We start from the raw sequence: 25159 nt of genomic DNA on the forward strand, positions 1-25159 counted from the left end.
CGATGACAGAAATCGCTCTCGTAGTAGCCGGCCTGCTCATCCTCCTGCTGGGGGCGGGCGTCTGGGTGGGGCTGGGGCTCATGGCGACGGGCGGGATCGGGCTGATGCTGTTCCGGTCCACTCCCGTGGAAGTATTGCTGGGCCAACTGTCGTGGAACTCTGCCACTGTGGCGGAGCTGTCGGCCTTGCCGCTGTTCGTGCTGATGGCCGAAATCCTGTTCCGGACCCGCATCGCGGCCGCGATCTTCGATGCGCTGGCTCCCTGGACCACCTGGCTGCCCGGCCGGCTGGCGCACGTCAACGTGGCGGCGTGCACCGTGTTCGCCGCGGTATCGGGGTCGTCGGCCGCCACGGCGGCAACGATAGGCCGCATCACCTTGCCCGAGCTGACGCGCCGGGGCTATGCCGGTTCGCTGGCCATGGGTTCCCTGGCGGGCGCGGGCACCATAGGTTTTCTCATTCCCCCGTCCATCGTGATGATCGTCTACAGCGTGCTGGCGCAGATCTCGCTGCTGGATCTGTTCCTGGCGGGCATTGTGCCGGGGCTGGTGCTGGCCGCCATGTTCAGCGCCACTATCGTGGTGCTGGTGCTGCTGCGCCCCGGCCTGGTGCCGGCCGGGCGCGAGACGTACTCCTGGGGCCAGCGCGTCGCCGCGCTGAAGAACCTGCTGCCCGTCCTGCTGCTGATCGCCGCCATCATCGGCTCGATGATGACCGGCATCGCCACGCCCAACGAAGCGGCCGCCGTCGGCGTGGTGGGTGCGCTGGCGATCGCCGCCGCCACCCGCGATCTGAGCCTGGCCGCCCTGCGCCAGGCCATGATGGGTACGGTATTCACCTCGTCCATGATCGGCCTCATCGTCATGGGCGCCGGCTTTCTTTCCACCGCGATGGGATACCTGGGCGTGCCGCAGGCGGTCGCGCAAATGATCGAGCCGCTGCACCTGGGGCCGGTGGGGCTCATCGTGCTGATACTGTGCCTTTACCTGGTGCTGGGATGTTTCCTGGACGGCATCTCGGCCATCGTCATGACCCTGCCCATCGTGCTGCCCTTGGTGACCGCGGCGGGCTACGACGCGGTCTGGTTCGGCATCTTCCTGGTGGTGACCGTGGAGATGGCGCAGGTGACGCCGCCGGTGGGCTTCAATCTGTTCGTGATCCAGGGCCTGACCAAGACCTCGGCCATGCAGGTGGCGCGCGCTGCCTTCCCCTTCTTCATCGCGATGGTGGTTTTCACCGGACTGATCGTCGCCTTCCCGCAAATCGTCATGTGGCTGCCCAACCTGAAGTGACCGGCCGCCTTCTGGATTCCCAACCATGAGAGACTACCTTTCCAAACTCCAGGCGCGCGGCGACCTGATCGTCATCGACCGCGAGGTGGATCCCGTCCACGAGCTGGCCGCGGTGGCGGTGCAACTGCAGCGCAAGTCCGGCAAGGCCGTGCTGTTCAACAAGGTCAAGGGCAGCGGCATGCCCGTCGCCATCAACGTCTACAGCAACCATGACCGCTTGTGCGAGATCATCCGCTGCGGCGAGAAGAACTTCTGCGAGCGGCTCGACGAACAGATCCAGGAGGCCGCCGGCGCCAAGGCCTGGCAGCGCGAGGCGCCGGAGGACGACTGGTGCAGCGGCAAGCTGAGCGACCTGCCGCTGCTGACGCACCATGGCCGCGACGGCGGCGCCTACATCACCTCCGGCATATTCGTCGCCAACGATCCCCAGACCGGCGTGCCCAACCTGTCGTTCCACCGCTCGCTCTATGTGTCGGACGACGAACTGCGCATACGCCTGGGCAGCTCGCACGACCTGTACCGCTACCAGCAGGCCGCCGAAGCCCAGGACAAGCCACTCGAGGCCGCCATCCTGGTCGGCGCCCCGCCAGAGGTATTCATGGCGGCGTGCGTATCGCTGCCGCCCGAAGGCAACGAGCTCGCGCTGGCGGCCGCCATGCGCGGCCAGCCGCTGGCCATGCGGCCGTGCAAGACCATCGGCCTGTCGGTACCCGCCGATGCCGAGATCGTCATCGAGGGACGCATCCTGCCCCATGTGCGGCGGCCGGAAGGCCCGTTCGGCGAATTCATGGGCTACTACGTGGAGGTCGGCGACAACCACGTATTCGAGGTCACGCACGTCTCCTGGCGGCGCGATGCCGTCTATCACGGCCTGGTCTGCGGTTCGCACGAAGACCTGCGCCCGCTCGAAGCCGCCACCGCCGCGCGCATCTACAAGCACCTGAAAGGCCAGGTCGCCGGCGTGCTCGACGTGACGTGCCGGCCGACGGTGATGAACACCATCGTCAAGATCAGGAAGCAATACGAAGGCCACGCCCAGCACGTGCTGCTGGCCGCGATGGGCTCGCACCTGGACTACAACAAGCTGTGCGTGGTGGTGGACGAGGACGTCGATATCTACGACATGGAGGAAGTGGTCTGGGCGTTCCTGACGCGCGGCAGGGCCGACACCCGCACCATGGTCATCAAGGATGTTCCGGGTTTCTATCGCGATCCGCACAAGGATCACTGGGGCAGGCTGGGGTTGGACGCGACCAAGCCGTGGGGGCGCGAGGCGGAGTTCGAGCGCAAGCGCATTCCGGGCGACGATGCCGGCATGGCCCTGGCCGATTATCTTGCGCCAGGCCAGCAGCTCTAGGTTTTCTTCACACGGTCTTGTGCGGCGCGCCGGGGCCGGGCGGGCGGTGGGGCGCAGCGAAGCCGGTCCCGCTGCGCGGGACTTCCCGGCGGGAACAGGGCCGGCGGGGCGGGCGCAGAACTCGGACCGGGATAGCCCACTGGGCTATCCCGACTGCCGTCCTCAAACAGCTGCGCCCTTACCTCCCCGCCGACCCTGTTCCCGCCGGCGGCTCCGAATGCGCCCCGCCGCCCGCCCGGCCCCGGCGCACCGCACAAGACCTGCACCGTTAGGCGCCTTGGCCAAATATGGGTTTCGGCACTGCCGTCTCTTTGAGTTGGGTTTGACCTCTCGCCGTATCCCGACCTGCGATCGCCACTGATCATCGCCGTAGTCCTTGGCCGGTGGGGCGGGGCGGCCCGCTCTCGGGGCGCATTCGGAGCCGCCGGAGTTGGCGCGGTCGGCGGGGAAGCAAGGGCGTGCATGTCTGAGCGCGGCAGTAGGAACAGCCCGGGGGGCTGTTCCCGCGCGAGTTCACGCCCGCCCCGCCGACCGCGCCAACTCCGGGAAGTCCCGGCGGAGCCGGGACCGGCTTCGCTGCGCCCCGAGAGCGGGCCGCCCCGCCCCACCGGCCAAGGACGGATCAAGAACTCAACTCTCCAGCAATTGAAGACTAAGCCATCTGCATGCTATCAATGTCGATTCAGCTAAGCGCCGGCCGCCCCGCATCTCATCAGGCGCTGCTGGCCCGAATCGCCCGCGACGGGCTGCGCCCGGGCTTGCGCCGCACCAGGCTGATCAGCGTCACGAGCACGAAGAGGGCCGTCACCATCTTCAGGTCCGAGGGCTGGAAACCAAAGGCCAGGACCAGCGAGATCAGCTGGAAATACACCACCGACCCGAGCACCGGCGCCGCGACCTGGCGGAAAATGGTGCGGTTGCCGATGATGGCCTCGCCCAGCAGCAGCGACGCCAGTCCATTGATGAGCGTGCCGAATCCCATATTGACGTCGGCAAAGCCCTGGTTCTGCGCCAGCAGCCCGCCGCCCAGCGCGGCGATGAGATTGGCCAGGCCAAGGCCAACCAACGTATAGGCCTTCACGTTGATGCCCTGCGCCCGCGCCATGGCCTGGCTGGAGCCGAGCGCGCGCATGGCCATGCCGTGCTGCGTGCCAAGGAACCAGAAAATCAGGCCGATGAGCACGACGTCGACCGCCGCCAGGAACACGATGCGGTTGGTCAGGCTGCCGTCGTCGCCGGGCAGGTAGGCGAACAGGTTGGGGAAGTTGAACAGCGCCGTATTGGGCTGGCCCATGACGCGGATGTCGATCGAGTACAGCATGGACAGGACCAGGATGCCGCACAGCAGCGTGTTGATCTTGACCTTCTCGTGGATGTAGGCAGTGGCACTGCCGCCGAGGAAACCCGCGAGTGCGCCGATCAGCAGCGCCGAGACCGGTTCGAGCCCGATCACCAGGCACTTGGCGGTCACGCAGGCGCCGAAGGCCAGCGTGCCTTCGCCGGTCATGTCCGCAAAGCTCAGGATGCGGAAGGGAATCATCACGGCGATGGCGATCAAGGCGTAGATGAGGCCCTGCATCATCCCCATGGGAACGAGGTTCAGAAACGTCGATAGGAAATTCATAGGGTTATGCCGCTGCGAGAAGATGGGATTCGTCGTCGAACGCGGCCACCAGGCGCTCGACGGTCATGCCGCGTTTCTGTTCGCCGGTGAGGTCGGCGATGATGCGGCCCTGCTGCATCATGATGAGTCGGTTGCCGTAGGTAATGGCATGGCTCATGTTGTGCGTCACCATGAGCGTGGTCAGCCCGGTCTCGGCCACCACGCGCGAGGTCACCTGCATCACTTTCTCGGCCGTCTTCGGGTCGAGCGCGGCGGTATGTTCGTCCAGCAGCAGCAATTGCGGTTCGCGCAGCACCGCCATCAGCAGCGACAGGGCCTGGCGCTGGCCGCCCGAGAGCAGGCCGGCCTGGGCTTTCATGCGGTTTTCCAGGCCCAGGCCGAAGGTCTCCAGCCGCGCGCGGAACTCGGCCATCATCGCCGTGGTCAGGCCGCGGCCGAAGGTGCGCTTGGCGCCGCGGCGCGCGGCGACGGCGAGGTTCTCCTCGATGCTCAGCGCCGCCGCGGTGCCCACCGAGGGATCCTGGAACACGCGGGAAATGTACTTCGCCCGCTTGTAGGTGGGCAGGCGCGTGATTTCCTGGTCGTCGATGCGGATGAAGCCCGCGTCCGGCAGGACCTCGCCGGCGAGCATGTTCAGCAGTGTCGATTTGCCGGCGCCGTTGCCGCCGACCACGACGGCGAAGTCGCCGCGCTGCAGCGTGAGCGAGACGCCGTCGATGGCGACGCGCTCGTCCGGCGTACCCGCATGGAAGATTTTCTGCAGTTGATGGACGTTTAGCATGGGGATGAAGCCCTGGTACGGAAGCACGTTCATTCGACGAAGCATGCGCAGTTGTCGAACGAAGCGGGGATGGCAAGGCCCAGTTCCTTGAACTTGGCCTTGTTGATGGTGACCACGTAGTCGTCCGGTCCGGGACGCGCGGCAGGAAGCTGCGAGGTGGGCGTGCCCTTGAGCACGCGGTCGGCCAGCACGGCCGCGTTGGTGCCTATCGATTTCAGCGACACGGCGTAGTTGGCGGCGGCCATGCCGCTTTTCACGAATTCGGTTTCCGAGCTCAGGATCGGGAACTTGAGCTGCTTGGCCGCGGCCGCCACGGCGGGGATGGCCGACTGCACCAGGTTCGAGCCGGTGATGTAGGCAAAACCCACGCCTCGTAGCAGCTGCGCGCGCTGCGGAATGTCGCCCACGGCATCGACGCTGACCGGCACGAACTTCAAGCCCGCGCGCTTGGCCGCCTCTTCCAGTTTCTGGGTGGTGACCACGTCGTTGACCTCGCCGGGGTTGTAGAGCGTGCCGAACGACGTGGCCTTAGGAAAGAGTTTCTTGCCGAAGGCGAGCGCGGCATCGAAGTCCTGCATGTCCGAGGCGCCGGTAAAGCGCGTCCCGCCTTGCTGCCAGTTCGGCACCAGGCCTGCCTTGACGGGATCGGTCACCATGGCGAACACCATGGGCGTCTTGCGGTTTGCCACCGCCGAGAGCGCCGTCTGCGAAACCGAAGTGGTGATGGTCAGGATCAGGTCGGGCGACCGCGACGATATCTGCGTGAACATCTGGGGCATCAGCGCCTGGGTGAAGTTCGCGTCGCTATAGACGTAGATGGCGTTCTTGCCTTCCACGTAGCCGCGCTTGGCCATCTCTTCCTTGAAGCCCTCGATGGTTTGCGCGATGGACGGGTGGGGACCGAGGTTGGCGATGCCGATCACGGTTTCCGACATGGCTGCGCAGGAGCAGGCGAGCATGGCTGCCGCGGCCGCGTGGAGGACGGCGGCGCGCGGGGAAAAGAGGCGGTGTTGGAGCATGGCGATGGACTCGGTGGAGGCCCCCGCGGCGGTCGCCGGCACGGGCGCTGTTGAGGGAAGAGAGCCTTGGAATGGCGAATTTTTAGCATCGAACAACGTGCCGTCCCCATGCGTAAAGGGACGAGTCCCGATCGCCTAGATGTTCTTGCTCATTTCCTAGATGGCGCATGCGACGCATGGCCCGGCCCGGCGGCGGGCCGCGCCCGCGCGGCAAATTGTGGCGATGCAACCCGGAATGCTAGGAAATCCGCACCGTGTGCGCCCGCGCTCTTGTTCGGCCGGTGCAACCTCCATAGTCTGCCCGGCGGGAAGGCGAGTCTGTGCGCCTTCCGGCGGTTCGCAAGAACCTCTCCTTCAATTCATCGAGAACACGGGGCCGCTTGGCGCGGAGAAAAGCATGAAGAAATGGTTGGTCGGGGCGGCCGCGGCGGTCGCATGGGCAGGGATTGCGCATGCGCAGTCCAACGTGACGCTTTACGGTTTCCTGTATAGCGGCCTGCGCTATGTGAACAACAGCGCCGGCCATAGCGTGACGGGCCTGGCGACGGGCCCTTCGCGCTGGGGGGCGCGGGGGACCGAGGACCTGGGCTCCGGCCGCTCGGCATTGTTCACGCTGGAGAGCGGCTTCGACATGAGCACGGGCACCTCGCGCCAGGGCGGCCGGCTGTTCGGCCGCCAGGCTTACGTGGGGCTGAACGACAACGCGCTCGGTACGGTGACCTTCGGGCGCCAGTACGACATGGTGGCCTCGTTCCTCGCTCCCTATGTGCCCACCGGCAAGTGGAACGGATACATGGCGCATCCGGGCGATGTCGACAACCTGAACTTCCAGTTCCGGCTGAACAACTCGGTGAAGTACGTGTCGCCCGTGATCAACGGCTTCCAGGCCGGCGCCGTCTACAGCTTCGGGGAAGTGGCCGGTTCGGGCAAGCAGAACAGCGCCCACAGCATGGGCCTGAAGTACAAGTCCGGCGACTTCTCGGCCGCCGCGGCCTACATGCGGGTCAACAACCCGGCCAGCGCCGTCTCCGAAGGCAACTGGAACACCATCCTGTTCCCCGCCCTGACTCCCAGCTCGCAGCGCAGCGCCGCCACCATCAGCCCGCAGTCGATGACTACCTTCGGCGTCGCGGCCGAATACCAGGCGGGCGATTTCAAGTACGCTGCCGCCTATACCCAGAGCCGCTTCGACCGGATGGGCGGGACGGTGGCGGGCCTGCCCGCGACCGACGTCAAATACCAGAACGTCGACGTGAACCTTACCTATTCCGTCAATCCCAGCTGGCAGCTCGGCGCGGGCTATACCTATACCTTCGGCAAGGTCGACGCGACCGGTTTCGAGCCCAAGTATCACCAGATCAACCTGATGACCAACTACTTCCTCTCCAAGCGCACCATCCTGCAACTGGCGGCGATCCACCAGCGCGCCGCCGGCGACGCCGAGAATGCCTACATCCTGTTCGGCAGCACCTCGGGCGCTTCGAGCACCCGCAACCAGACGATGCTGCTGGCTGGCATCTTCCACTTGTTCTGAACCCGTCCCGCCGCAGTGCGCCCGCCTCGCGGGCGCTTTTCCGCTCATGACCCTTCCGACTTCCTCCCGCACCGGCGCCGACATCCTGACCGACACACTCCATGGCTTTGGCGTGCGCCACGTCTTCCACATACCCGGCGAAGGCATCCTCGAGATGGTCGATGCCCTCGCGGCGCGCCATGCCGACATCCGGCTCACCAGCTTCCGCCACGAAGGAGGCATGGCCTATGCCGCCCAGGCGCTGGGCCAGGTGACGGGCCAGCCGGGGGTGTGCCTGGCTGCCAGGGCGCCGGGGGCGCTCAATACGCTGCTGGCCTTGCATACGGCCGAGACCGATGCCGCGCCCCTGCTCCTCATCGTCGGCCAGGCCGCCGCCGGGCAGGCGGGACGCGACCCGCTGGGCGGACCGGACCTGGGCGAAGTGTTCCGGCCGGTGGTCAAGAGCGTGCTGCAGGTGGGGGAGGCGGCGCGGGTGCCGGAAGTCCTGGCCCGGGCGTGGCAGGCGGCGATGTCGGGCCGCCAAGGCCCGGTCGTCGTGGTGGTGCCCGAGAACGTCATGCACGAGAACGCGTGCGTGGCGGACCTTCAGGCCCCCCGGCCCGTGCGCCCGGCGCCGCCGGCGGACGACATGGCCCGGCTGCAGGGCTTGTGCGCCGGTGCGCGCAAGCCCTTGCTGCTGCTGGGAGGCAGCGGCTGGGACGCCGCGGCGCTCGACCGGATGGCCGCGTTTGCCGCCCGTTGCGGCTGGCCGGTGGCGACGGCCTATCGGCGGGGCGACCTGGTCGATCATGCCGATCCCCACTTCGCCGGCGAGACCGGCATAGGCATCGATCCGGTGCTGGCCGAAGGGATTGCCCAGGCGGATCTCGTGCTGGCCGTGAACGTGCGCCTGGGCGAGATCAACACGTTCGGCGCCGGCGGCTTCGGGGGATTCAGGCTGCTCGACGCGCCCCGGCCACGTCAGGCGCTGGTGCACGTGCATGCCGAGGCCGGCGAATTGAACCGGGTGTACCAGGCCGACCTGGCGATCCAGGCGGATCCCTGCGAATTCGCGGCCGCCCTGCAGGCCCTGCCCGTGCAGGCCAGGCCGGACGAGGGCTGGCTGGCGGGCATGCGCGCGGCCAGGGAGCGCTTCGTGGGCAGCGGCGCCTGCGACGCTCCGATCGATCTGCGCAAGGTGTTCGAGCAATTGCGCGAACGGCTGCCGGCGCAGGCCGTGGTGACGGTGGGCGCCGGCGCCTATGCCGTCTGGCTGCATCGCTACTTCGCCTTGCGGCGCGGAGGGCGCATGCTCGGACCGAAGAGCGGCGCGATGGGGTACGGATTGCCGGCGGCCATCGGCGCGGCCCTGGCCGATGCCGCGCGCCCCGTGGTGGCGGTGGCCGGCGACGGCTGTTTCCTCATGCATGCCGAGGAGCTGGCCACTGCCGTGCAGCACGGCCTGCGGATCGTGATCGTCGTCGTGAACAACGGGGGGTACGGCGCCATACGCGGCAGCCAGTTGCGGCTGTTCGGCCGCGCGGTGGGGACCGACCTGCACAACCCGTCCTTCGCCGACTATGCGCGGGCGTTCGGCGCGCATGCCGAGCGCATCGAAGAGACCGGCGCCTTCCTGCCGGCGCTCGAGCGGGCGCTGGATGCGGCGGGGCCGTCCCTGCTGGAACTGGTCCTGCCCGCCACCGTGGGGAAGCCGCAATGAGCCGGTCCGTCATCGTCGTGGGCGCCGGCATTGCCGGCCTGACCGCCGCTTTCCGCCTGCAGCAGCGGGGCTTCCAGGTAAAGGTGCTCGAGGCGGACGACCAGCCCGGCGGGCGTGTGGCGCAGGGTCGGGCGGGGCCGATTCCGTACAACACGGGCGCCCGGCTGCTCTATCCCTTCGGCAGTGAACTGCAGGCCCTGATCGACGAGCTGGGCTTGCGCGATACCCTGGTCCCGCTCAGGAATCTCGGTGCGGATTGCCGCACGGACGACGCGACATACCGGATAGACCTGATGCCGGGCTTCGCGGCACTGCGCACGCCCGGACTGGGGTGGCGCGACCGGGCGGGGCTGCTGCGCTCGGGGCTGCACCTGGCCTGGCTGCGCGGACGCACCGATCCCGATCATGCGGCGTCGGCGCTGGCCTATGACGACGTAACGCTTGCGGACTACATCCGGAAGGTGGCCGGTCGGCGCGTGCTGGAGCGCCTGGTCGAGCCCGTGTTCCGGGGGACGCGCAGCTGGAATCCGGAGGACATCTCCGCCTCGTTCTACCTGAGCACCACCCCCAGCCTGTTGGGCCTCGATACGGTCCACGTGCCGCGGGGAGGCATGGGACGGCTGACCGCCGCGCTGGCCGAGAAGCTCGCCATCGAGTACGGAGCTCGGGTGACCGGCATCATGCGCGCGGCCTCGGCGGCTTCCGTCGTCAGGTATCGCCAGGGCGCCGGCGAATTCGAGGCCGCGGCGGATATCGTCGTCTGCGCGACCCAAGGGCAATACGCGGGAAAGCTGGTTTCCGGGCAATCGGACGAGGAGCGCGCGCTGCTGGACGCCGTGCGCTACAACAGCCTGGGTATCGTCCACTATGCGCTGCGCGGCGAGCTTGCGCCCGCCCTCGAGTTCTCGCTGCGCAGCCGGTCGACCCGCATCGCGACCTGGCAGCAGATGGCGGCGCCCGCCGATGCCGGCGAGGCCAAGTCCATCCTCTATTGCCAGTTGACGCCGGAAGCCGTGCGGGAGGCCCAGGAGCAGGGTTGCACCGACGATGTCGACTGTCTCTTGCGCGCCGAGATACGCGCCCGCATACCGGGTTTCGATCGGCGCCTGGTCTACCGATACAACCAGTGGATCGCTTGCAAGCTGCCCGTCTTCTATCCGGGATATGGCCGCAAGGTCGCGCGGTTCCTGGCCTGGCAGGGCGCCGAGCGTCGCGGCGTCTATTACTGTGGCGACTACCTGGCGCAATCGCTGGTGAATGGCGCCTGCCGCAGCGGCGCCGAGGCGGCGGCCGCCATCGCGCGGCATTGGCGATAAGGCGCGGCTATCCGGCACTGGCGGCGGTGGACAGCTGGGTTGGCCTGCTTGCGCCCGCGGGCATGGATACCCAGGCCAGGGCCAGACTGGATGCGCACCTGAACCACATCCTGCGCGATCCGGCTTTCGTCAGGCAACTGAACGAGCGCGGGTTCGACGTGCCCGCTGTCGATGCCGCGGCGTTGGCAGGGCAGGTCAAGGAAGAGCGCGGCCTGTATCGCCAGGTGATCGACAAGGCGAACATCCGGCTCGATTGAGCCGGATGCCGGCTTCGGCCCGGTTCAGGCCAGCACTTTGGCCATGGACGCGGCCACGTAGTCCAGGTTGGCCTCGAACAGTCCGGCCACGCACATGCGGCCGGACTGGATCAGGTAGACGCCGAACTCGTCGCGCAGCCGATCGACCTGCGCCGGGTTCAGTCCGGTGTAGCTGAACATGCCGCGCTGGTTGACGAAGTAATCCACGTCCAGGTCCGGACGCAGGGCGTGCAGTCGGTCGCGCAGGCCCTTGCGCATGGTATGGATGCGCGTGCGCATCTGCGCCACTTCGCCCTTCCATTCCTCGCGCAGCGCAGGGTCGTTCAGCAGGGTGCTGACCACCCGGCTGCCGAACAGCGCGGGGCTGGAGTAGTTCTTGCGCACCGTGGCCTGGAGTTGGCCCAGCACGCGGCTCGCCTCGTCGGCGGTGGGGCAGACCACCGAGAGTCCGCCCACGCGTTCGCCGTACAGCGACATGTTCTTCGAGAACGAGTTGCCCACCAGCATGGCGATGCCGCGGTTGGCCACTTCGCGCACGACCCAGGCATCCTCTTCCAGCCCATCGCCGAAGCCCTGGTAGGCCATGTCGAAGAACGGGATGGCGTTGCGGGCGACCAGCACGTCGATGATCTTGAGCCACTGCTCGCGCGACGGGTCGATACCCGTCGGGTTATGGCAGCAGGGCTGGAGCAGCACGATGCTGCGCTCGGGCAGCGTTTCGAACGTGGCCAGCATCTCGTCGAAGCGGATGCCGTTGGTGGCCGCGTCGTAGTACGGGAAGGCATGCATGGGGAAACCCGCGCCGCCCAGGATGTTGTAGTGGTTCTCCCAGGTGGGATCGCTGATCCAGATCTCGCTGCCCGGGAAATGCGCCTTCAGGAAATCGGCACCCACCTTGAGCGCACCCGAGCCGCCCAGGGTATGGATGGTCGCCACCCGGCCCTCGGCCACGGCGCGGTGGCCGGCGCCCAGCACGGTTTCCTGGATCGCCTTGCGGTACTGGGCATCGCCTTCCATCGGCAGGTAGACCGCGGGCACCGAGGTGTCGATGCGGTCGCGGGCCTGGCTCACGCTGCCGAGCACGGGCACCTTGCCTTCGCTGTCGTAGTAGAAGCCGATGCTGAGATTGACTTTGTGCTCGCGGGGATCTTTCAGGAAAGTCTGCACCAGCGACAAGATGGGATCGCCGGCATAGCGGGGAACGTGCTCGAACATGGAACAATTTTCCTTGGAACTATCGATCGATTATAGAGCGGCGCCTTTCAAGCGCCGCTCTACCCAGGGCACAGCGGATCCGGCTCCGCCGGTCCGCCAGTGCCGCCCCCTGGGGGGCGCGCGTCAGCGCGTAGGGGGGGTTACAAATTCGTTCTCATCTGCCAGAGCTCTGGGAACAGCACGACCTCCAGCATCTTGCGCAGGTAGCTGACCCCGGCCGTGCCGCCGGTCCCGCGCTTGAAGCCGATCACGCGCTCCACCGTCGTCACGTGGCGGAAGCGCCATTGGCGGAAGGCGTCCTCCAGGTCCACGAGTTTCTCCGCCAGCGCATACAGATCCCAGCAGGCATCCGGATCGGCGTAGACCTTCAGCCAGGCCGCCTCGACCGAGGCGTCGTATTGCGTGGGCAGGGTCCAGTCCCGCGCGAGGCGCTCCGGCGCGATGGCGAAGCCGCGCCGCGCCATCAGCATCAGCGCCTCGTCGTACAGCGAGGGGGCTTCCAGCGCCGCTTCCACCAGTGCCTTGCGCTCGGGGTGATGCGCATGCGGCGCCACCATCGCGGCATTCTTGTTGCCCAGCACGAACTCGATCTGCCGGTACTGGAACGACTGGAAGCCGGACGAGCTGCCCAGGTAATGGCGGAACTTGCTGTATTCCGACGGCGTCATCGTCGACAGCACCGTCCAGGCATGGACCAGCTGCTCCATGATGCGCGAGACGCGCGCCAGCATCTTCAGGGCCGGCTCCACCTCGCTGCGCTGGATACACGCGCGGGCCGCGAACAGCTCGTGCAGCATCAGCTTCATCCAAAGTTCGCTGGTCTGGTGCTGGATGATGAACAGCATCTCGTTGTGGTCGGGCGACAGCGGATGCTGGGCGCCCAGCAGCTGGTCTAGGCCGAGGTAATCGCCATAGCTCATGGACTTGGAGAAGTCCATCTGCGCGTTGTGCCACGAGGCGGGGGATGCGTCGGTGTCTTGCCGGGAGGCAGTCATGGAGGAACGTCCTGGACGATGGGTCGTTGAAACGGAAGCGGGGTGGTCAGCGCAGCGGCCGCAGCACCGCGCGCACGGGACTCGCGTCCAGCGTGGCGAAGCGCAGCGGCAGGGCAATCAATTCGTAGTCGCCCTCGGGCGCCTGGTCTAGCACCAGGCCCTCGAGGATGGCCATGCCCGCGGCATGCACCGCGCGGTGCGCGTCCATGGTCTTGGATTCCTGCGGGTCGATCGAGGGCGTGTCGATGCCGACCAGCCGCACGCCATGCCGCGCCAGGAGCGCGATGGCGGCAGGCGCGATCGCGCAAAAGCCGCTGTCCCAGTGCTCGACCGGATTGCGGGCATAGGTGCGCAGGAGCACGCGCGGCGGCAGGTCCGCCAGGGCGTGTTCGATATGGCGCGGTTCCACCCGCGGACCGGCATCCAGGCAGTGGATGACGCGGGCGGGGCCGAGGTAGGTGTCGAGTGGCACGGCGCCGATGGGTACGCCGTCGCGTGCGTAGTGCAGCGGCGCGTCGGCATGGGCGCCGGTGTGGGGCGACAGTGTCACGCGCCCGACGTTGACGGGACAGGCGCCTTCCATGCGCCAGACCTCGGCTTGCTGGAACGGGGTGTCGCCCGGCCAGACCGGGGTCGCGGGGGAAAGCGGGGGGCTGATGTCTATCAGGGGCATGGCGTCGCGGCTAGGGGGCGGCGTGCGCGGGCCGCGACGCCGTGTGTTCAAGCGGAATCTTATCGAAGCGGCCGTCGAATGTGCTGGCATTTTCGACGCCCGTGCAAGGCTGAATTCGAATAAAATTCGAAATTCAAAAAGAAAGTTGAAATCTAATGCGAATAAAATTGGACCGTCTCGACATGCGCATCGTCGAGTGCCTGCAGCGCGACGGCCGCATCAGCAACCAGGACCTGGCGGCCAAGGTCTCGCTGTCGCCATCGGCGTGCCTGCGGCGCGTGAAACTGCTGGAGGAAGCGGGCATCATCCAGGGCTACAGCTGCGTGCTGGACTACGCCAAGCTGGGCCTGGAAGTCGAGGCCGTGGTGCACGTGTCCATGCGCCACGAGGTGGAGGGGTGGCACGAAGCCTTCGTGGCCGCCATCAAGGACTGGCCGGAAGTGCTGTCCGCCCGCATCGTCACGGGCGGGGCCAACTACATGCTGGTGGTCAGGGCGCGGGACGTCAGCCACTACTCCGACTTCATCGTCAATCGGCTGTACCGCGCGCCCGGCGTGCGCGACATCGAGTCCAACATCGTGCTGGGCTACATCAAGCGCTCGGCCTCGCCCTTCGACGTGCTGGACCCGGAGTGAAACGGGCTACTTGTTGACCACCCCGAACGCCACGATCTCCACCTTCATGCCCGGCACGACCAGGGCGGCGACGGCCGCGCTGGAGCGGCTGGGGTAGGGCGCGGTGAAGAACTCGCGGTAGACCGCGTCGATGGCCTTCATGTCGTTGACGTCGGTCATGTAGATCAGCACCTGCGTGACGTCGTCCAGCGTGCCGCCCGCGGCCTCGACCGCCGATTGCAGGTTGCGGAAGGTCAGGCGGGCCTGGTCCTCGATCGGGCCGGTGTCGATGCTGCCGTCCTTGCGCACCGGACCTTGCGAGGTGAACAGGATCCCGCCGCTGCGCACCGCCCAGGAAAAAGGCTGGCCCACATCGGGCAGGCCGACGTCGATGACTTCTTTCATGCTGTTGCTCGCTTTCTGACGGAAAGCGCAGATGCTCCCATGAAATCGCGAGATTGCACAGGGCGCTAGCCCAGCGCCGCCTCGATGTCCGGCTTGATCGACTCCGGCTTGTCGGTAGGCGCGTAGCGCGCGACGGGCTCGCCCGAGCGGTCCACCAGGAACTTGGTGAAGTTCCACTTGATGGCCTCGGTGCCGAGCACGCCGGGCTTGGCGTTCTTCAGCCAGCGGTAGAGCGGGTGGGCCGACTCGCCATTGACGTCGATCTTGGCGAACATCGGGAAGGTGACGTCGTAGTTGAGTTTGCAGAAGTTGCGGATCGTCTCGTTGCTGCCCGGTTCCTGGTGGCCGAACTGGTCGCACGGGAAGCCCAGCACTTCCAGGCCGCGGTCGCGGTACGAGCGGTACAGCGCTTCCAGTCCCGCGTACTGGGGCGTGAAGCCGCATTGGGACGCGACGTTCACGATCAGCAGCACCTTGCCGCGATAGTGGTCGAGCGAGACTTCCTTGCCTTCGATGTCGCTGGCGGAAAAATCGTAGACGGTCGTCATGGCGGCTCCTGGGCTGGATGGGGTGCCGCGGCCAGGGGGGCGATGCATGGGGCCGCCGGCGCACGGGCGATATCCGGGAGGCGCGAGGCCATGTCAGGCAAGGCGCCCGTACCCGTCAGGCGGATCATCAGCGCTTCCCGGCGCGTCGTCAACTCCGCGGCGCACACGGCCGCGGAGTGGGGAAGGCTGGCGCGGCTGTGCCGGTGCCGCTTATTCGGGTTCGACGCCGGAGCGCTCGACCAGAGTTTTCCACCGTTCCATGTCGGCGCGGATGCGCGTCCCCAGTTCGTCGGGGGAACCGAGGGCCACTTCCAGGCCTTGCTGGCGCAGTGCGTCACGGACGTCGCTGGATGCGAGTGCCTGCCCGATGGCACGATGCAACCGCTCGACCACCGGGCGCGGCGTGCCCGCCGGCGCAAGCAGGCCGATCCAGGGCGCGAACGGGAAGTTGGCGTACCCCACTTCCTGCAGCGTGGGAATGGAGGGAGCCAGCGGCGAGCGGCGGTCGGCAATGACGGCGACCAGCCGCAACTTGCCCGCCGTGACATGGGGCAGCGCCACGTTCAAGGACAGCAGCGCGACCTGCACCTGCCCGCCGATCAGGTCGGTGACCAGGCCCGACATGCCCTTGTACGGCACGTGCAGCATGTCGATCTTGGCGGTCTGCTTGAACAGTTCCATCAGGAAATAGTGAGGTGTCCCAAGCCCTGGGGAGGCGTAGGACAAGCCCCCGGGGCGAGTCTTGGCCAGCTCGACGAGGTCGGCGAGGGAGTTGGCGGGCAGCGACGGCGTGACGGCAAGCGCCCACGTGCCGTTGGCTACCATGGCAATCGGTGCGAAATCTTTCGATGGCGAGAACGTGACGTGCTTGTACAGATACGGGAGCATCGTGATGGTGTCGGCGGTCGACAGCAGGGTGTGTCCGTCGGCGGGCGCCTTGGCGACTCCAGCGGTGCCGATGGTGCCGCTGGCGCCGACGCGATTCTCGACCACGACTGGCTGGCCCAGGGACCGCGCCATCTCCGGCGCCAGTTTCCGGGCGATGAGATCGCCCCCGGCCCCGGGCGTGTAGGGAACGACGATGGTGATCGGCCGCGAGGGAAACGGCTGCGCGCAAACGGTTCCCGTGATGGCGGCGAGCGCCGCGGTGCACAGTGCCAGGAAGTTCTTCATGTCAGGCCTCCTCCGTGCTGGCCGCCGCGCGTTCGCCATCCGGCTGCGGCGCGAGGCCGATCAGTCCCGCCATGTTGTCGTAGCAGATCTTGCGATGGATGTCGGGGGGCAGCGCCAGGCTTCGGATAGCCCGCAGTGTGTCGCGGATGAAGCCTGGTCCTCCTTCCGGATCGAAGGGGCAGTCGCTTGCGAACAGGACCTGATCGCCACCGAAGAAGTCGAGACCGCAGCGGATGGCCGACGCCGATCCGCCCACGGCCGTGTCGCCGTAGAACTGGCGGAAGCAGTCGACGGGGCGGGTGCCCAGCATGTCCTTGATGTAGCCGAGGTCTTCATCGGCCGTGCGCACGCCGATCTGGTCCCACAGGGTGCCGATGCGGCCCTCGAAGTAGGGAATCATCCCGCCCAGGTGGTGAGTGATGATCTTCAGGCCGGGCAGGCGCTTCAACAGTCCGGAGAACACCAGGCGCGCCATTGCCGCGCTGGTTTCGTAGGGCCAGCCGAGGACCTGCCATATCTCGAAACGCGACTTGTCTTCCGTCGGATAGTCGGCGAAGCGGCTGCCGCGATGCGGGTGCAGCCAGATGGGCACGTCGTGGAACACAGCCCGCTCGAACAGAGGCAGGAAGCGGGGATGGTCCAGCGCCACACCCTGCACATTGCTTTCTATCTGTATGCCGGCGGCGCCGAGTTTCAGCACCGCGCGGTCGAATTCCTCGAGCGCCGCTTCGATATTGTTCAAGGGCAGGCTGGCCACGAAGGCCGGAAAGTACCGGGGATGGCGGTCCACGAGTTCGGCCAGCCCATCGTTGCCCAGCCGGGCCAGGGCCGGCGACTCGTCCGGACCCACTACGTTGTCGGCCGAAGGCTGGGATAGCGAAATCACCTGCTGGTAGTTGCCGAAGCGCTTCATCATTTCGATCCGGAGCGGAACATCGTAGAGCATCGGCACTGTACCGAGGCGCTTGGCGATGTCGCGATTGGTCGAGAGCCGGGCGACCTGCTCCAGGTAGGCCGCGGGCATGAGATGGGTGTATGCGTCGAGGATGGGCAGGTCGTCCATCGGTGTCTCCTTTGTTTCTTGTGGTTTGGATGAGCGGAACGCGCGGTCAATCCGTGCGGGCGGCCCGGACATTGCCGCGGCCCCGCTGCGAGGGGCGTTCGTCCATGGTGTGGCGATCCCCTGCGCGGAAGACGTCGTCGTGCTGGAAGCCGTCGTAATGCTGGATCTCCCACCAGTTGTGGTCGAGATCTTCGAGGTAGAACGAGTACACGCCGTGCTGGTTCCTGATCGACAGGACCTGCCGGATTTCGTATTCCGCCTGTAGCGAGCGGGCGGCTTCCCAGGCGGCTTCCACCTCGCCGGGCGTGGCCACGTCCAGGCCCCAATGCTGGAACACGTTTGCAGGCCTCAGGCGCTCGCCCACCTCCAGGCAGACGATGTGGAACTTCATGCCGCAACGGATGGAGAGTCCGCGCACGGCATGGTGCACGCATTCCAGTCCCAGGAATTCTTCGTAGAAGCGCCGCGATTTCTCTATGTCGTAGCACTCGAGCGTCCCGTGCGAGAGCACGTAGGGGTGGACGATCGCGCCATCGTTGGGCGGGGCGAAGGCGGCATGGTCGATGCGTGGATGCATGGAGGGTCTCCCTCTTCGTTCGTGGTGGCGTCCCGCTATCAAGCCGGCGCGATGTCGTTGCTCAATACGCCGATGCCGCCGATTTCGACCTCGACCGTATCGCCCGGCCGCATGAAGACTTGCGGATCCCGGCCGAAGCCGACGCCCGCTGGCGTGCCGGTCAGGAGAATGTCGCCGGGCTGGAACCGGTACCACTGCGAAAAATGCGCAATCGTGTCGGCGATACCGTGAATGAGATCGCCCACACTTGCCGATTGCATGACGCGCCCATTCAGCCGGGTGACGAGTTGCAGCGACGAAGGATCGGGAACTTCGTCGCGCGTGGCCAGCACCGGTCCCATCGGGGTGAAGCCCGGAAACTGCTTGCCCATGATGTTGGTTTCCCAGCTCTGCCGCCCTTCGGCGGCCGTGCACGCGGCAAGCACGCCCGGCATCCAGTCGCGGGCCGAGACGTCGTTGGCAATCGTGTAGCCGGCGACATGGTCGAGGGCTTGCTCTGGCGCCACGCCATGGCACGTGCGTCCGAAGACCACGGCCAGTTCTCCTTCGTAGTCGACCTGCGCTGTGCGGGCCGAAACGGGAATGCGCGCACCGGGGCCCGTCACGCTGTCGGGACTCTTGAGGAAAGCGGTCGGATGCGGCGGCGAACCTCCGCCCATCTCCTGGACGTGGGAGCGATAGGCGCGCCCGGCCGCGAGAATCAATCGAGGGTCGGGAACGGGGGCCAGCAGTGGTGTCGCGTCGAGGCGGGTCAGGGCGCCGAGGCGTCGCAATCGCTCCTGCCCGTTCGCGTCCATGTTTTCCACTCGCCGGACCAGGCGATGCGCAACCTCCAGCCCTTCAGGGCCGGCGAGGAGGATGCCGCGCACGGTCGGCGGCAGCCAGGCTTCGATTGTGCCGGAAGCGGCGGCGCGGCCCAGGTGCAGAATCTCGCCGGATGCCACCATGGCGCCGGCCGTTCCTCCGGGGATTGCGTCGATCGTGACCAGCTTCATGGGGCCTCGCAGGGAAAAAGGGTATCGGGATCGCCGCCGGAAACCGCTCCAGGCGCGAGAAGGCTTTCAACGTGCGGAAATCATTGGAGCATTAAATGGTAGTTTAAACAACCTTTTCGGGCCGGCAAGAGCCCTAGGGAATTCCCCCGGGATGTATCGTCAGCGCGGTTCGGTCTTGAGCGTTGCGCGCTTGCTGACCCGACGGGCCACCGTGATCTTGCGATTCACTGCGGCCGAGGGCGAAGCGCCCGCGAGCGCGTTCTGGTAGACGGCGCGCAGCGTGCGAAATGTGGTTTCCACGTCGGCGTCCGGAATGCCGGTCAGCCATTTCCGCTGCAGCGTGCGCGTCAACGGCGAGAACTTGCGGACGATGGCCCGGCCGGCAGGCGTGATGGCCACACTCGTGGCGCGCTTGTCGCCGGGTTGCGCAGTGCGGACGACGAATCCGCGTTCTTCGGCGAGCGCCACGGTCCGCGACAGATACGACAGCTCCGCCCCGGTATGGCTGGCGAGCTCGCTCAGCGACTGATGGTCGCGATCGTTCAGCGTGGCAAGGACCCGCCAGAGGGAAAGGGAAATGTCGTCCACCTTCAGCTCGTCGCTGAAAGTGGCCTCGATGATGTGCGCGGCGCGGTGCAGCAGGTATCCCAACGAGTTTTCGAGGTGGTCGTTGGAACGGCTGTCTTTTTTTGCCATGAGTCGATGATGCTTGCGCGCGCTGGGCTTCCCGGGGAAGCGCCTAGCGCACGAGCTGGTTGATTTCGATGATGGGCATCAGCACGGCCAGGACGATCAACAGCACGAAACCCCCCATCAGAAGAATCATCAGCGGTTCCAGCAGCGCCGTCAACGCCATGGCGCGCCGCTCGACCTCGCGCGACAGCGTCTGCGCGGCGCGCTCGAGCAGTTCGGGCAGGGTACCTGTCTTCTCGCCGCTGGCGATCAGGTGCACGAGCAGCGGTGGGAAGGTTTTCTGCACCTGCAGGGCGGAGGCGAGCGATACTCCTTCGCGCACGCGCGAGGTCGCATCGTCCACGCTGGCGCGCAGCCGGTCGTTGCCCAGTGTCTGGCGGGACGCGTCAAGCGCGCGCAGCAGCGGCACGCCGCTGCCGGTGAGGATCGCGAGGGTGGAGGCGAACCGGGCGGCATCCAGCCCGAGGATGAAACGGCCGGCAAGCGGCATCTTCAACAGCCTTGTGTGCCATGCCAGTCGCGTGGCCGGCTGGCGCAGCATCATGCGCCAGCCGGTGAGGGCGGCGGCAAAGACGATCGCGACCAGCCATCCCCAACTGCGGACGAAGTCGCTCAGGCCCAGCATGACGCGCGTCAGCATCGGCAGTTCCTGCCTGGCCTGGGAAAAGGCGCTGACCACCTGGGGCACGACGTAGCCCAGCAGGAAGATGACGATGCCCACCGACACCAGGGCCACCACGGCCGGGTAGATGAAGGCGGTCAGGACCTTGGTGCGCAGCGCATTGCGTTCCTCGATGTAGTCCGCCAGCTTCTCCATGACGTGGGCGAGGTCGCCGGACTCTTCTCCCGCCGCGACCAGCGCGCGATAGATCTCGGGAAAATCGCGCGGCCGCGTCGCCAGCGCATCGGCCAGGCGGTGGCCCGCCCGTACATCGGCCCGCACGCTGGTCAGGACCTCGGCGATGTGCTTTTTCTCCGCCTGTTCCGCGGTGGCGGTCAGCGCCGCGTCCAGCGGCAGGCGCGCCGCGAGCAGGCTGGCGAGCTGGCGCGTGGCCCAGGCCAGCTCGGCGTCGGACATCCGGGCGCCGAACCATGCCCGCGATCCGCCGCCGCTGCGCTGCGCGCCGGCCTCTTCCACCGCGAGCGGCGTCAGCCCCCGCGCACGCAACTGCGCGCGCGCCGCGCGCGGACTGTCGGCATCGATCAGCCCGCGGTCGAGCTTGCCCAGGGCATCGGCAGCTTCGAAGCGATACGAAGGCATGTCAGTTCCTATACATCCCTGGTCACGCGTATGACTTCCTCCGGCGAGGTCTCGCCGGAGGCGATCCAGCGCTCGCCGTCCTGCCGCATGGTACGCATGCCGGCGGCTTGGGCGGCGTTGCGCAGTTCCTGTTCTCCCGCGCCCTCGTGGATCAATTGCCGTTGCGCGTCGTCCACCGTATAGAGTTCATGGATGCCGGTACGGCCGAGGTAGCCGGTATGGCTGCAGTTGGCGCAACCCACCGGCCGGTACACGGTGCGCCCGTCCGGTTCGGTATGCGGCTGCTTGCAATCGGGGCACAGGCGCCGGACCAGGCGCTGCGCCAGCACGCCCAGCAGCGAGGACGACAGCAGGAAGGGCTCCACGCCCATGTCGGTGAGACGGGTCACGGCCGACACGGAATCGTTGGTGTGCAGCGTGGCCAGCACCAGGTGGCCGGTCAGCGAGGCCTGGACCGCGATCTGCGCCGTTTCGAGGTCGCGGATCTCGCCGATCATGATCACATCGGGATCCTGCCGAAGGATGGCGCGCAGTGCGAGCGCAAAGCTCATGTTGATCTTGGCGTTGACCTGGGTCTGGCTGATGCCGGGCAGGTCGTATTCGATCGGGTCTTCCACCGTCAGGATATTGGTGGTCGAGGCATCCAGCCGTCCCAGGGCGGCATACAGCGTGGTGGTCTTGCCGCTGCCGGTGGGGCCCGTCACCAGGACGATGCCGTGAGGCTGGTGGATGAGCCGGTCCAGTTGCGCGAGCAGCCCGGCGTCCATGCCCAGGCGCGACAGCTCGAGCCGGCCCGCCTCCTTGTCTAGCAGGCGCAGCACCGCGCGCTCGCCGTGGCCGGTGGGCAGCGTCGACACCCGCACGTCGATCGGCCGGCCGCCCACGCGCAGCGCGATGCGGCCGTCCTGCGGCAGGCGCTTTTCCGAGATGTCGAGGTTGGCCATGATCTTGATGCGGGAAATCAGCGCCGCGTGCAGCGCCTTGCGCGGGCTTACCACGTCGCGCAGCGTCCCGTCCACGCGGTAGCGCACCACCGAATGGGTCTCGAAGGGCTCGATGTGGATGTCGCTCGCCCCGTCGCGCGCAGCCTGGGTGAACAGCGCGTTGATCATCCGGATCACGGGTGCGTCATCCTGCGTCTCGAGCAGGTCTTCCACTTCGGGGATGTCCTGCATCAGCCGCGCGAGGTCGATCTCGTTCTCGGCGGCCCCCACCACCGCCGCGGCATCTCCGGTGTCGGCGTACGCGGCGGTCAGCCGGGTTTCCAGCTCGGCGTCGGAAATCCGCGTGATCCGCACCGAGCCGTGGCGCCGCTGGATCTCGGCGATGGCCCATGCGGGCGTGCGCGGGCTGACCGTCAGCAGATTGCCCTCGGGCCGCATGCTGAGCAGCGCCCGCTGCGCCCGGGCCCAGGAATAAGGTAGAGGATTCATAGCCCCCCCCTACGCGCTGCCGCGCGCCCCGCAAGATGACGGCACTAGACCCAGGGCGCCGCGGATCCGGCTCCGCCGGTCCGCCAGCGCCGCCCCCTCGAGGGGGACGCGCGAAGCGCGGAGGGGGTGGGCCCTCATCGCGTCACGATCTCGGCCGCGTAGCCGAGATCCCTGAGTGCCGCCAGCGTGGAGTCCACCGTGACGCGGTCGCGCGCCACGCGCATCCGCACATCCCATCGCAGCGGATCGTCGTGTACCACGTAGGCGCTCATGCCGGCGTCGGCGATGCGGCGCGCGGCGAGTTGGGCTTCGTTCTCCGACGGTGCGCCGATGACCTGCAGCACCAGCGTCGGGTCGGTCGATTGCAGCGCCGCGATGTCGCGCGGGACGATGGTCGGCGGCACGTTGCCCGCGCCGGCGTTGCCGTTGGGGATGGGATCGCCCACGCCCGGCACGCGTGGCGGAAGCTGCGGCGCCTGCATGTCGGGCAGCAGCCAGTGCGAACCGGGTTGCGACAGTCCTTGCTGCGTGCGCATGTATTCGTAGCGGTCGATCATCAGGTTGCTGTTGGACCCGCCCTCGCGCACCACGTAGGGCCGCAGGAACACCATGAGGTTGGTTTTCGTGCGCTTGCGATTGTCGTAGCGGAACAGGGCGCCGATGCCCGGAATGTCGCCCAGGCCCGGCACTTTTTCGACTCCGCCGGTAACCTGGTCCTGGATCAGTCCGCCGATGACGATGATCTGGCCGTCGTCCACCAGGACGTTGGATTCGATCGCGCGCTTGTTGGTGATGATGCCGGCGCTGTTGCTGCGGCTGTCGTCGACGCTGCTCACTTCCTGGTAGATGGCCATCTTGACCGTTCCGCCCTCGGATACCTGCGGCTTGACCTTGAGCGTCAGGCCCACGTCCTTGCGCTCGATGGTCTGGAACGGGCTGACGGTGGAGGTGCCGGTGGTCTGGGCGTACTGGCCGGTGATGAAAGGTACGTTCTGGCCGATGATGATGCTCGCCTGCTCGTTGTCCAGCGTCAGCAGGTTGGGCGTGGAGAGGATGTTGGCGCCGGCCTGGGTTTCGAGGGCCCGGGCGAGGAAGCCCAGGTTGGTCACCTGGCCGATGCCCGGGATGTTGACCGAGCCCTTGGCGATGCCGATGCTCAGGCCCTTGCCGATGGAGCCGATGTTCTGCGCGGTGCCGATGATGTTGGAGCCGGTGCCGCCGAAGCTGGTCCCGCCCACCACCGACGTACCGTTGCCGGCGTTGAGATTGCCCAGCCCGGTCAGCCACTGGATGCCGAATTCGGCCGCCGTTTCGGCGGATACCTCCACGATCAGGCTCTCCACGAAGATCTGCGCGCGGCGCACGTCGAGCTGGTCGATGATCTCGCGCAGGCTGCGGTACAGCGGTTCCGGGGCGGTAATGATGAGCGTGTTGGTGGTGGCGTCCGCCTGCACGGTGGCGCCGCCGCCGGTGAAGACGGTGGAGCCGGCCTGCGTGGTCCCGGTACCCAGCGTGCCCGAGGAACCGCCCAGCCCGGTGGTGCCGCCCAGCGTGCCGGATGTGTTCGTATTGCTGGTGCTGGTGTTCAGGCTGTTCGCCGTGCTGTTGCCGCCCAGGCCGGTCGAGCTGCCCGCAAGCCCGCCGCTCATGCCGCTCAGGCTGCCCGTGCCGCCCAGCGTGCCGGTGCCCGACTGTCCGGTCAGCACGCCGCGCAGCACTTCCGCGAGCTTGACCGCTTCGGCGTTGCGCAGGTAGACGACGTGCATGTTGGTGGCCCGCGCCGAAGGATTGTCGAGCTTGGCGATCAGGTCGCGCGCGAGCTTGTTGCGCGCCGGGCTGCTCGCGCGCAGCAACACGCTGTTGGTGCGCGGGTCGGCCACGGCGGTGATGCGTTGCGTCGCATCGCCGCCCGTGCCCGGATCCAGCAGCTTGGTCACCATTGCCGCCACGTCCATGGCGATGCCGTTCTTGATCTCGATCAGGTCGGTGGCGATGGCCGACGGCGTGTCGACGCTGGCGATGACGTTGGCGATGCGCTGCAGGTTGTCGGCGTAGTCGGTGATGACCAGCGTGTTGTTGCCGGGGTAGGCGTTGATCGGATTGTTGGGTGCGATCATCGGCCGCAGTACCGGCACGAGGTTGGTCGCGCTTTCGTAGTTGAGCTTGAACACCCGGGTCACGAGCTGGCCGGCGTTGCCCGACGCGCCGCCGCTGGTGACGGGGCTGCCCTGCAGCTTGGCGTCCGCCTCGGGCACCACCTTGCTGACGCCGTCGACTTCCACAACCGCGAAGCCTTGCATGCGCAGCGCGCCCAGCAGCATCCGGTAGGCGGTATCGCGATTGACCGGGTTCTCGGACACCAGGGTCAGCTGGCCCTTGACCCGTGGATCGACCAGGAAGGTTTTGCCCGTGAATTGACCGAGCGCGCGCACCACGGCTTCCAGTTCGGTATTGACGAAGTTGAGCACCACGCCGTCGGCGGCCGCGACGTTGCTCGCGCCGGGAGCGGCGGCCGCGCCGGCCGGAGGCATGGCCAGCGCCAGCAGGGCCGAAGAGACCGCCGCAGCCAGTGTCCGGGCAAGGGGCGGCTGGGCCGGTCGGATTCGGAAAGAGGCTTGGTTGAGCATAGGCATGA

At 67.2% G+C, this 25159-nt stretch carries 23 protein-coding genes; 7 read left to right on the forward strand and 16 right to left on the reverse strand.

From position 1 onward, the window contains the following. Positions 1-2: 2 nt before the first annotated feature. Both CDO44_RS09030 and CDO44_RS09035 read left to right on the forward strand, forming a co-directional pair. On the forward strand, positions 3-1292 hold the full coding sequence (locus CDO44_RS09030) for a TRAP transporter large permease (RefSeq protein ID WP_087779909.1): 1290 nt from the start codon (positions 3-5) through the stop codon (positions 1290-1292). 25 nt (positions 1293-1317) lie between these two features. After that, the gene (locus CDO44_RS09035; RefSeq protein ID WP_087779910.1) at positions 1318-2649 is read left to right on the forward strand and encodes a UbiD family decarboxylase; all 1332 of its coding nucleotides are present in this window, start codon (positions 1318-1320) and stop codon (positions 2647-2649) included. A gap of 712 nt (positions 2650-3361) precedes the next feature. On the opposite strand, the gene CDO44_RS09040 is transcribed toward CDO44_RS09035, so the two are convergent. Genes CDO44_RS09040 through CDO44_RS09050 form a run of 3 tightly spaced genes read right to left on the reverse strand, consistent with a single transcriptional unit; the run spans position 3362 to position 6073 of the window. Continuing rightward, entirely contained in the window at positions 3362-4273 is a 912-nt protein-coding gene (locus CDO44_RS09040; protein ID WP_087779911.1) for an ABC transporter permease, read from the reverse strand. Positions 4274-4277: 4 nt separating this feature from the next. Further along, positions 4278-5054, reverse strand: a complete 777-nt coding sequence (locus CDO44_RS09045) for an ABC transporter ATP-binding protein (RefSeq protein ID WP_087780102.1) — start codon at positions 5052-5054, stop codon at positions 4278-4280. 29 nt (positions 5055-5083) lie between these two features. Next, positions 5084-6073 carry an ABC transporter substrate-binding protein gene (locus tag CDO44_RS09050; protein WP_087779912.1) on the reverse strand — a complete coding sequence of 330 codons (990 nt, stop codon included), beginning with the start codon at positions 6071-6073 and terminating at the stop codon, positions 5084-5086. Between the two features lie 397 nt (positions 6074-6470). Between CDO44_RS09050 and CDO44_RS09055 the strand changes: the two genes are divergently transcribed. From CDO44_RS09055 to CDO44_RS09070, 4 genes are read left to right on the forward strand one after another with little or no spacing between them, the layout of a single operon-like run. Continuing rightward, positions 6471-7607, forward strand: a complete 1137-nt coding sequence (locus CDO44_RS09055; RefSeq protein WP_087779913.1) for a porin — start codon at positions 6471-6473, stop codon at positions 7605-7607. A gap of 46 nt (positions 7608-7653) precedes the next feature. Beyond that, complete coding sequence (locus tag CDO44_RS09060; RefSeq protein ID WP_158213235.1) at positions 7654-9306, forward strand: thiamine pyrophosphate-dependent enzyme; 1653 nt, start codon at positions 7654-7656, stop codon at positions 9304-9306. Further along, positions 9303-10622, forward strand: coding sequence for an NAD(P)/FAD-dependent oxidoreductase (locus tag CDO44_RS09065; RefSeq protein WP_087779915.1), 1320 nt, complete (start codon positions 9303-9305; stop codon positions 10620-10622). Before CDO44_RS09060 ends, CDO44_RS09065 begins: the two co-directional genes overlap by 4 nt. Further along, positions 10613-10879: a tripartite tricarboxylate transporter substrate-binding protein gene (locus CDO44_RS09070; protein WP_087779916.1), complete on the forward strand. Its 267-nt coding sequence runs from the start codon at positions 10613-10615 to the stop codon at positions 10877-10879. The genes CDO44_RS09065 and CDO44_RS09070 overlap by 10 nt, the downstream gene beginning before the upstream one ends. 24 nt (positions 10880-10903) lie before the next feature. On the opposite strand, the gene CDO44_RS09075 is transcribed toward CDO44_RS09070, so the two are convergent. The 3 genes from CDO44_RS09075 to kynB all read right to left on the reverse strand — a co-directional run bounded on the left by CDO44_RS09075 (position 10904) and on the right by kynB (position 13762). Next, positions 10904-12094, reverse strand: coding sequence for an amino acid aminotransferase (locus CDO44_RS09075; protein WP_087779917.1), 1191 nt, complete (start codon positions 12092-12094; stop codon positions 10904-10906). Between the two features lie 140 nt (positions 12095-12234). Next, the gene (gene kynA / locus CDO44_RS09080) at positions 12235-13089 is read right to left on the reverse strand and encodes a tryptophan 2,3-dioxygenase (RefSeq protein ID WP_087779918.1); all 855 of its coding nucleotides are present in this window, start codon (positions 13087-13089) and stop codon (positions 12235-12237) included. A gap of 46 nt (positions 13090-13135) precedes the next feature. Continuing rightward, positions 13136-13762, reverse strand: coding sequence for an arylformamidase (kynB, locus tag CDO44_RS09085; protein ID WP_198951335.1), 627 nt, complete (start codon positions 13760-13762; stop codon positions 13136-13138). A 161-nt stretch (positions 13763-13923) separates the two neighbouring features. Between kynB and CDO44_RS09090 the strand changes: the two genes are divergently transcribed. Next, positions 13924-14397, forward strand: coding sequence for an Lrp/AsnC family transcriptional regulator (locus tag CDO44_RS09090; RefSeq protein ID WP_087780103.1), 474 nt, complete (start codon positions 13924-13926; stop codon positions 14395-14397). A 6-nt stretch (positions 14398-14403) separates the two neighbouring features. Here CDO44_RS09090 and CDO44_RS09095 read toward each other — a convergent pair whose 3' ends face one another. From CDO44_RS09095 to gspD, 10 genes are all read right to left on the reverse strand, one after another. Next, positions 14404-14781 (reverse strand): RidA family protein, encoded by a 378-nt coding sequence (locus tag CDO44_RS09095; protein ID WP_087779920.1) that lies wholly within the window; start codon positions 14779-14781, stop codon positions 14404-14406. Between the two features lie 65 nt (positions 14782-14846). Then, positions 14847-15329, reverse strand: a complete 483-nt coding sequence (locus CDO44_RS09100) for a glutathione peroxidase (RefSeq protein ID WP_087779921.1) — start codon at positions 15327-15329, stop codon at positions 14847-14849. A 210-nt stretch (positions 15330-15539) separates the two neighbouring features. Then, positions 15540-16502, reverse strand: coding sequence for a tripartite tricarboxylate transporter substrate binding protein (locus CDO44_RS09105; RefSeq protein ID WP_158213236.1), 963 nt, complete (start codon positions 16500-16502; stop codon positions 15540-15542). Between the two features lies 1 nt (position 16503). Beyond that, on the reverse strand, positions 16504-17565 hold the full coding sequence (locus tag CDO44_RS09110) for an amidohydrolase family protein (protein ID WP_233146099.1): 1062 nt from the start codon (positions 17563-17565) through the stop codon (positions 16504-16506). A gap of 46 nt (positions 17566-17611) precedes the next feature. Continuing rightward, positions 17612-18142 carry a VOC family protein gene (locus CDO44_RS09115; protein WP_087779923.1) on the reverse strand — a complete coding sequence of 177 codons (531 nt, stop codon included), beginning with the start codon at positions 18140-18142 and terminating at the stop codon, positions 17612-17614. Between the two features lie 38 nt (positions 18143-18180). Further along, positions 18181-19137, reverse strand: a complete 957-nt coding sequence (locus CDO44_RS09120; RefSeq protein ID WP_087779924.1) for a fumarylacetoacetate hydrolase family protein — start codon at positions 19135-19137, stop codon at positions 18181-18183. A 159-nt stretch (positions 19138-19296) separates the two neighbouring features. Further along, on the reverse strand, positions 19297-19833 hold the full coding sequence (locus CDO44_RS09125) for a MarR family winged helix-turn-helix transcriptional regulator (RefSeq protein WP_087779925.1): 537 nt from the start codon (positions 19831-19833) through the stop codon (positions 19297-19299). 43 nt (positions 19834-19876) lie between these two features. Then, complete coding sequence (gene gspF / locus CDO44_RS09130; protein ID WP_087779926.1) at positions 19877-21091, reverse strand: type II secretion system inner membrane protein GspF; 1215 nt, start codon at positions 21089-21091, stop codon at positions 19877-19879. An 8-nt stretch (positions 21092-21099) separates the two neighbouring features. Then, positions 21100-22524 (reverse strand): type II secretion system ATPase GspE, encoded by a 1425-nt coding sequence (gene gspE / locus CDO44_RS09135; RefSeq protein WP_087779927.1) that lies wholly within the window; start codon positions 22522-22524, stop codon positions 21100-21102. A 134-nt stretch (positions 22525-22658) separates the two neighbouring features. Next, on the reverse strand, positions 22659-25157 hold the full coding sequence (gspD, locus tag CDO44_RS09140; protein WP_233146100.1) for a type II secretion system secretin GspD: 2499 nt from the start codon (positions 25155-25157) through the stop codon (positions 22659-22661). Positions 25158-25159 lie beyond the last annotated feature (2 nt).

This window comes from Pigmentiphaga sp. NML080357 (genome assembly GCF_002188465.1).
Taxonomy (GTDB): Bacteria; Pseudomonadota; Gammaproteobacteria; order Burkholderiales; family Burkholderiaceae_B; genus Pigmentiphaga.

What these genes read in the sequence shown, in the direction of transcription:
- CDO44_RS09105 (WP_158213236.1), bottom strand. Translation starts at nt 16,502, where the DNA reads ATGAAGAACTTCCTGGCACTGTGCACCGCGGCGCTCGCCGCCATCACG.
- CDO44_RS09045 (WP_087780102.1), bottom strand. Translation starts at nt 5,054, where the DNA reads ATGCTAAACGTCCATCAACTGCAGAAAATCTTCCATGCGGGTACGCCG.
- gspE (WP_087779927.1), bottom strand. Translation starts at nt 22,524, where the DNA reads ATGAATCCTCTACCTTATTCCTGGGCCCGGGCGCAGCGGGCGCTGCTC.
- CDO44_RS09110 (WP_233146099.1), bottom strand. Translation starts at nt 17,565, where the DNA reads ATGGACGACCTGCCCATCCTCGACGCATACACCCATCTCATGCCCGCG.
- CDO44_RS09100 (WP_087779921.1), bottom strand. Translation starts at nt 15,329, where the DNA reads ATGACGACCGTCTACGATTTTTCCGCCAGCGACATCGAAGGCAAGGAA.
- CDO44_RS09095 (WP_087779920.1), bottom strand. Translation starts at nt 14,781, where the DNA reads ATGAAAGAAGTCATCGACGTCGGCCTGCCCGATGTGGGCCAGCCTTTT.
- CDO44_RS09075 (WP_087779917.1), bottom strand. Translation starts at nt 12,094, where the DNA reads ATGTTCGAGCACGTTCCCCGCTATGCCGGCGATCCCATCTTGTCGCTG.
- kynA (WP_087779918.1), bottom strand. Translation starts at nt 13,089, where the DNA reads ATGACTGCCTCCCGGCAAGACACCGACGCATCCCCCGCCTCGTGGCAC.
- CDO44_RS09035 (WP_087779910.1), top strand. Translation starts at nt 1,318, where the DNA reads ATGAGAGACTACCTTTCCAAACTCCAGGCGCGCGGCGACCTGATCGTC.
- CDO44_RS09125 (WP_087779925.1), bottom strand. Translation starts at nt 19,833, where the DNA reads ATGGCAAAAAAAGACAGCCGTTCCAACGACCACCTCGAAAACTCGTTG.
- gspF (WP_087779926.1), bottom strand. Translation starts at nt 21,091, where the DNA reads ATGCCTTCGTATCGCTTCGAAGCTGCCGATGCCCTGGGCAAGCTCGAC.
- CDO44_RS09120 (WP_087779924.1), bottom strand. Translation starts at nt 19,137, where the DNA reads ATGAAGCTGGTCACGATCGACGCAATCCCCGGAGGAACGGCCGGCGCC.
- CDO44_RS09040 (WP_087779911.1), bottom strand. Translation starts at nt 4,273, where the DNA reads ATGAATTTCCTATCGACGTTTCTGAACCTCGTTCCCATGGGGATGATG.
- CDO44_RS09065 (WP_087779915.1), top strand. Translation starts at nt 9,303, where the DNA reads ATGAGCCGGTCCGTCATCGTCGTGGGCGCCGGCATTGCCGGCCTGACC.
- CDO44_RS09115 (WP_087779923.1), bottom strand. Translation starts at nt 18,142, where the DNA reads ATGCATCCACGCATCGACCATGCCGCCTTCGCCCCGCCCAACGATGGC.
- CDO44_RS09060 (WP_158213235.1), top strand. Translation starts at nt 7,654, where the DNA reads ATGACCCTTCCGACTTCCTCCCGCACCGGCGCCGACATCCTGACCGAC.
- gspD (WP_233146100.1), bottom strand. Translation starts at nt 25,157, where the DNA reads ATGCCTATGCTCAACCAAGCCTCTTTCCGAATCCGACCGGCCCAGCCG.
- CDO44_RS09030 (WP_087779909.1), top strand. Translation starts at nt 3, where the DNA reads ATGACAGAAATCGCTCTCGTAGTAGCCGGCCTGCTCATCCTCCTGCTG.
- CDO44_RS09050 (WP_087779912.1), bottom strand. Translation starts at nt 6,073, where the DNA reads ATGCTCCAACACCGCCTCTTTTCCCCGCGCGCCGCCGTCCTCCACGCG.
- kynB (WP_198951335.1), bottom strand. Translation starts at nt 13,762, where the DNA reads ATGCCCCTGATAGACATCAGCCCCCCGCTTTCCCCCGCGACCCCGGTC.
- CDO44_RS09055 (WP_087779913.1), top strand. Translation starts at nt 6,471, where the DNA reads ATGAAGAAATGGTTGGTCGGGGCGGCCGCGGCGGTCGCATGGGCAGGG.